This is a genomic window from Halomicronema sp. CCY15110 (assembly GCF_016888165.1).
In the GTDB taxonomy this organism is placed as follows: domain Bacteria; phylum Cyanobacteriota; class Cyanobacteriia; order Phormidesmidales; family Phormidesmidaceae; genus Halomicronema.
The window spans coordinates 1-4,829 of sequence record NZ_JACSWC010000214.1 but is presented as its reverse complement, the minus strand read 5'-3'; the positions used below and the strand labels follow the sequence as shown (position 1 = coordinate 4,829).

The 4,829-nt window shown below is 52.4% G+C and carries 5 protein-coding genes; 2 read left to right on the top strand and 3 right to left on the bottom strand.

Annotated elements, in window-relative coordinates:
- The first annotated feature begins 310 nt into the window (after nt 1-310).
- Nucleotides 311-1,444, top strand: coding sequence for a succinylglutamate desuccinylase/aspartoacylase family protein (locus tag JUK32_RS07560; RefSeq protein WP_204138244.1), 1,134 nt, complete (start codon nt 311-313; stop codon nt 1,442-1,444).
- A 10-nt stretch (nt 1,445-1,454) separates the two neighbouring features.
- Here the strand turns inward: JUK32_RS07560 and JUK32_RS07555 are convergent, their stop codons facing one another.
- The 3 genes from JUK32_RS07555 to JUK32_RS07545 all read right to left on the bottom strand — a co-directional run bounded on the left by JUK32_RS07555 (nt 1,455) and on the right by JUK32_RS07545 (nt 3,374).
- Entirely contained in the window at nt 1,455-1,715 is a 261-nt protein-coding gene (locus JUK32_RS07555) for a hypothetical protein (protein ID WP_204138243.1), read from the bottom strand.
- 579 nt (nt 1,716-2,294) lie between these two features.
- Nucleotides 2,295-2,468: a hypothetical protein gene (locus JUK32_RS07550; protein WP_204138242.1), complete on the bottom strand. Its 174-nt coding sequence runs from the start codon at nt 2,466-2,468 to the stop codon at nt 2,295-2,297.
- A 234-nt stretch (nt 2,469-2,702) separates the two neighbouring features.
- Entirely contained in the window at nt 2,703-3,374 is a 672-nt protein-coding gene (locus JUK32_RS07545) for a HEAT repeat domain-containing protein (RefSeq protein WP_204138241.1), read from the bottom strand.
- A 390-nt stretch (nt 3,375-3,764) separates the two neighbouring features.
- Between JUK32_RS07545 and JUK32_RS07540 the strand changes: the two genes are divergently transcribed.
- A partial coding sequence (locus tag JUK32_RS07540) for a transporter substrate-binding domain-containing protein (RefSeq protein ID WP_204138240.1) occupies nt 3,765-4,829 on the top strand: 1,065 nt, incomplete at its 3' end.

Here is a 4,829-nt window from a genome sequence, read left to right as displayed (position 1 = left end):
AGGGGCTCAGGAAATTTGAGGCCATCTTTCAGGGATGGTCACTAGCCCAGGAGGGATTTATGTGTACTTAGTAGCCCCTAGGGAGAGAGGGCAAAAGGCGTCTGTGGAACTGACGTGTAACAGGGGCGATCTTTCAGGCCAGGGTACCAATCGAGACTGGCGATTTTCCCATCACCGCACATCCGCACATCTGCTTGTCGCTCAGCCTCCAGTTACTTTGAGCAGAGGTAACGCTGGCCCCTTCCTATGCGACACCGACTTTACGACTTTTCCCTGAGAGAATAGAAATGGCTCTAAAGGACGGGTGCTCATGGATGCTGAGATCAAGGTTTTACCGTTACTGCACATGGCGTCGGGGGATATATTGTCGCTACAGCAATATCGCTTTGTGGGGACGCATCCTGGCAAAGTGGTGTATCTGCAAGCCAACCTGCACGGAGCTGAAATTGCGGGTAACAGCGTCATTCATCAACTTTTGACCTATTTTAAAACGCTGGATGCAGCGGCCTTACAGGGGGAAATTCGGCTCGTTCCGGCCTGCAACCCGATTGGCGTCAACACTCGTGCCCACAACTTTGCCAGTGGTCGGTTTAATCCGTATGACGGGCGCGACTGGAATCGCATTTTTTGGGACTGGGAACAGGAGCATCGGGGCGCACGCACCTTTGCGGCCCAGCATTTGGAGAGCGATCGCGTCACCATTCAACAGACTTATCGCGAGTTTATTCGTCAACACTTTGCGGCGGAGTTGGCGGCCCTTGCTGATCCAGCCGGGGTGCCTGTGCATCAGCGCTATCGCACCCGCCTACAAGAGCAAGCGCTGGATGCTGATATCCTGATTGACCTGCACAGTTCGAGTAATCAGGGCATGGTGTATACCTATTATTTTCGCGATCGCGCGATGTCTGTCCCCTATTTCGATCTGGACTTTGCCATTTTGCTAGATCGGTTTGATGGCAATGCCTTTGATGAAGCGTTCATCAATCCCTGGCTAGAGCTGGAAAAAGCCTTTGCTGACTTGGGGCGATCGCTGCGCTTTGGGATTGAAGCTTGGACACTGGAACTGGGCACAGGCATGAAGAACGACGCTCCAGCTATTAAGCGCGGCGTCAGCGGCATTTTGAATTACCTGCGGCAGCAGCAGGTTTTGCTCGATGGCGTCGGCGTTCTTCAGCAATCAGTACCCCTGACTCGCGCCAGCCAACTCCAGAAGTACTACGCCACAGCGGGCGGCTTTGTGCAACAACGAGTGGCGATCGGTACCTGGGTGCAGCGGGGCGATGTGCTGTATGAACTGTTGTGTCTCAACAAAACCGGACAGTACCCACAGGTAATCACCGTACAGGCCCAGCAGCCAGGCTTGGTCTATGACTTGTCCATCAGCGAAGGGGTGAGTGAGGGAGAATATGTGCTCGCGGTGATGGTGCCTGACGCATCAGGATGATCCTCGACTTTCAGGCACAAGAATCGGGAGAGTCGGCGAATGCGATCGCTTTACCATCAACGCTGAGCAGATGATCAGCCCGAATAATCGCGCCAGTTTGCAGCTTGATAAAGTCTGCGCCCCCTTGCGCATAAACATCGACGATGCGGCTTCCCACGCTCTGGGTCGCCCCATTCCCATCTCGATAAACGATTTGGCACGGTTGGCGGAGGGTGGCCAAGGCTTCTAATTCATCATGAAAGCCACAGGCGATGAGGCGATAAGAGGGCATGGTTGAGCTGCGTCTGAGGGCGGGAAATACGATCCCTGGCTGAATTGAGGGCACTTAAATGAGCAAAGACAGCGCGATCGCGGGCGCAATTACCCAAAACAGAATCGCCTGAAAAACCAGGCGTCCATGACTTTGTTCTCTCACCATAAGGCTATGACTCCTGCTCATGATTGAGCATAAATTGCCGCCGAACTGGAAATCGATGCAAAATTCCGGGTTTAAATAACAACTGTTGACCAGGCTGCCCAAGACTGTGCAACAGGCGATCGGGCCTTCGTGAATTTAGCAAAAACTACTGAGTTGTCAAAAAACCTGTTCTGAAGGATAAATCTCAAAATCCGTATTTGTGCTGTTTTGGTAACAAAAAATACAAATTTCAGTGATGTTGCCGCAAAGACAACTTAGATTTGATTTGACGCACTGCTACAACTCACAGACAAAAGGCCAGTTTCAAGTCGGTCCAAAAGTATCCACATTGAACAACTGACGTTCAGTTAGGCCAAACTACAGGCATTAAAGGCCATCGCAATACATTTGCCGCTCCAGTACGGGTGAGAACTTTTGAACTTGTGATTCAGGCTATATTGATAGCTCAAAAGCTTGAGAATTGACAAGGGGCGGAACTTTTTCTTTGGGATCGCTTTGCAACTGTAGTGTACGCTGCCATTCTTCAGGGGGCCGACCAATCCGGGCCGAGCGATCGCGGCCCGAGGTGCTCAGCGTCGCCGTGAACAGCATCGCGAGATGAACCAACCGTTCCAACTAAGCCTGGGGTTCACTTAGGGATCTGCGGCTAAATAAAGTGCCTATTCAACCCGGTTTCGACTTCGCTCAAACTACCAGTATCGAGCGTTGAGCGGAGTCGAAACTCGGTTTATGGGGATGCTCTTTGCACACGAGTCTCTTACGCCGCTGTACGGCCAGGAGTTGCGGACAATATGTCCGCCCCAACCTACTGATGATTTTCAGCCTGGGATACGTTCTGGTTTAATTGCGATCGCTCAAACGCTGCAAAGAGATGCGGGCCGCTTCGGCGACTTGGAAATGGGCATCTTTCTCTAAGAAGCGGAGAGCCGATTCGGTTTTGGGTGATGGCAGATGTCCCAACGCTTCTGCCAAGCGCTGACGCACTAACCAGTCTTCTGCTTGGGCAAAGGCCAAAATTTGTTCCACGGCTTGGATATCGCCCACTTCACCAATGGCCGCGATCGCTGCTTGCTGAATCACCACTTCCTTGCTTTGCAACGCTTCGACCAACACATCATGGGCGCGGGGATCTTTCAGATTCCCCAGCGACACCGCGGCGCTAAATCGCACCAGCCAATCAGTATCTTCGTAAAAGGCCCGCACCAACGTTTCAAACCCACGGGGATCTTCTAAGTAGCCCAACGCGCCAGCCGCATCGGCGCGAATACCGTAGTCGGGATCAGTTTCGACCAACTTGACCAAAATGTCGAAAGTCTCGGCGTCGGGCTTCAACCCCATGGCAAATACAGCCATTGAGCGCACCTGCAAATTGCTGTCGTAAATCACTTTGCGCACGAGGGGAGCCGCCATAGAAGGATCGACATCACGCAGCATGGCCAATGCCAACATGCGATCTTTCGAACTTTCGCTCTCTAGTTGGTGAGAAATTTGCTTCAAATCCAGAGCAGTCATAGTCAACTCACGTCACAAAAGTTTACAGTCCTTTTCATATTAGCGTGTTTGTTGGTAAGCGTTGCTCAGTCAACCGATACAGTTTTGGCCCCAGGAGTACGGATTGGCAGCTCAACGCTGGCTGGTCCCCGATACCCACATCGTGGGCAAGCTACTTTCAAGGTCGGGCGTTACTTCTTGCTGGCCTCAGTACGGCTTTCAGTGCGTCTATTTAGATATGGGTTCCCAGGGATTTGAAGCTATGCTAAGCCCAGTGCGACATGCATTTAAGTCACATTTTGCAATTGGGCGCTTGGTGCCGTTGAGTTGCCTTATGCTGGCGAGGCAATTGCTGAAGCGTGAAGCGGGTAGAGCCGTGGTTGCTTCAGGGGTGGTTTTACAGATTGAACCATGAAGGATTGGGCGATCGCACTCGGCAGTAGCGCCGCGATTTTGGGAACTTGGGCCGGGGCGATGGCACAGGTCATCGATTCGGCTGCAGCCCCGACGGTGCGAGTTGGCATTTATCAAAACCCGCCAAAAGTCTTTGTTGATCCTGCCGGAGATCCGGCGGGATTTTGGGTGGATGTGTTGGCGGCGATCGCTGAATCGGAAAACTGGACGGTGGAATATGTGCCCTGTGAGTGGCAAGCCTGTCTCGACGCCGTCGAAGCGAAACAGTTAGATCTCATGCTGGATGTCGCCTATTCGGCAGCGCGCGATCGCCAGTTCGATTTTCACCAAGAGTCAGTGTTGTCCAGTTGGTCAGTGGTGTACCAGCACCCCAGCAGCGCTATCGACTCAATCTTGGATCTGGATCAACGCCGAGTCGGCGTCGTGCGGGGCAGCATTCAAAAGCCCACTTTAGCCGCGCGCGCTAGTGGCTTTGGCGCAGTGCCCACTTTTGTGGAATTTGATGATTTTGAAACCTTGCTGCAGCAATTATCAGCGAGGAATATTGACGCCGCTGTGGTTAACCGTTTCATTGGGGCACAGGCGGAGACTGAATATGCCATTGAGCCAACGAATATATTGGTGTATCCCTCACAGCTGTATTTTGTGACGGCAGAGGGGCAAAACGCGGCGTTGTTAGCGGCGATCGATGAGCGTCTGCGACAGCTGCTAGCGGCTCCCAATTCGGAGTATTACCAGGCTGAGCAGCAATGGCTCACGCCCGTAAATGAGACTCTACCCAGCCTGAGACAAGCGCTGTTAGACGGGTTAATTTATTTGCCCTTCATTGGCATCGTAGGCTTTGCCCTATGGAACTATGCCCTGCGCCAAGAAGTTAAGCGACGGCTACAAACTGAAAACCGTTTACAAACGCTGACCAACAACACCCCCGGCGTCACCTTTCAATATTTGCTGCGCAGCAATGGCACGGAGTCGCTGCTCTATGTCATACCAATTCCCTATGAGGTGAAGCAGAATATAGGAGTACTGATTTCAAGCACAAAAGATGGCTCGTCCACTCAA

What these genes read in the sequence shown, in the direction of transcription:
- JUK32_RS07555 (WP_204138243.1), bottom strand. Translation starts at nt 1,715, where the DNA reads ATGCCCTCTTATCGCCTCATCGCCTGTGGCTTTCATGATGAATTAGAA.
- JUK32_RS07545 (WP_204138241.1), bottom strand. Translation starts at nt 3,374, where the DNA reads ATGACTGCTCTGGATTTGAAGCAAATTTCTCACCAACTAGAGAGCGAA.
- JUK32_RS07560 (WP_204138244.1), top strand. Translation starts at nt 311, where the DNA reads ATGGATGCTGAGATCAAGGTTTTACCGTTACTGCACATGGCGTCGGGG.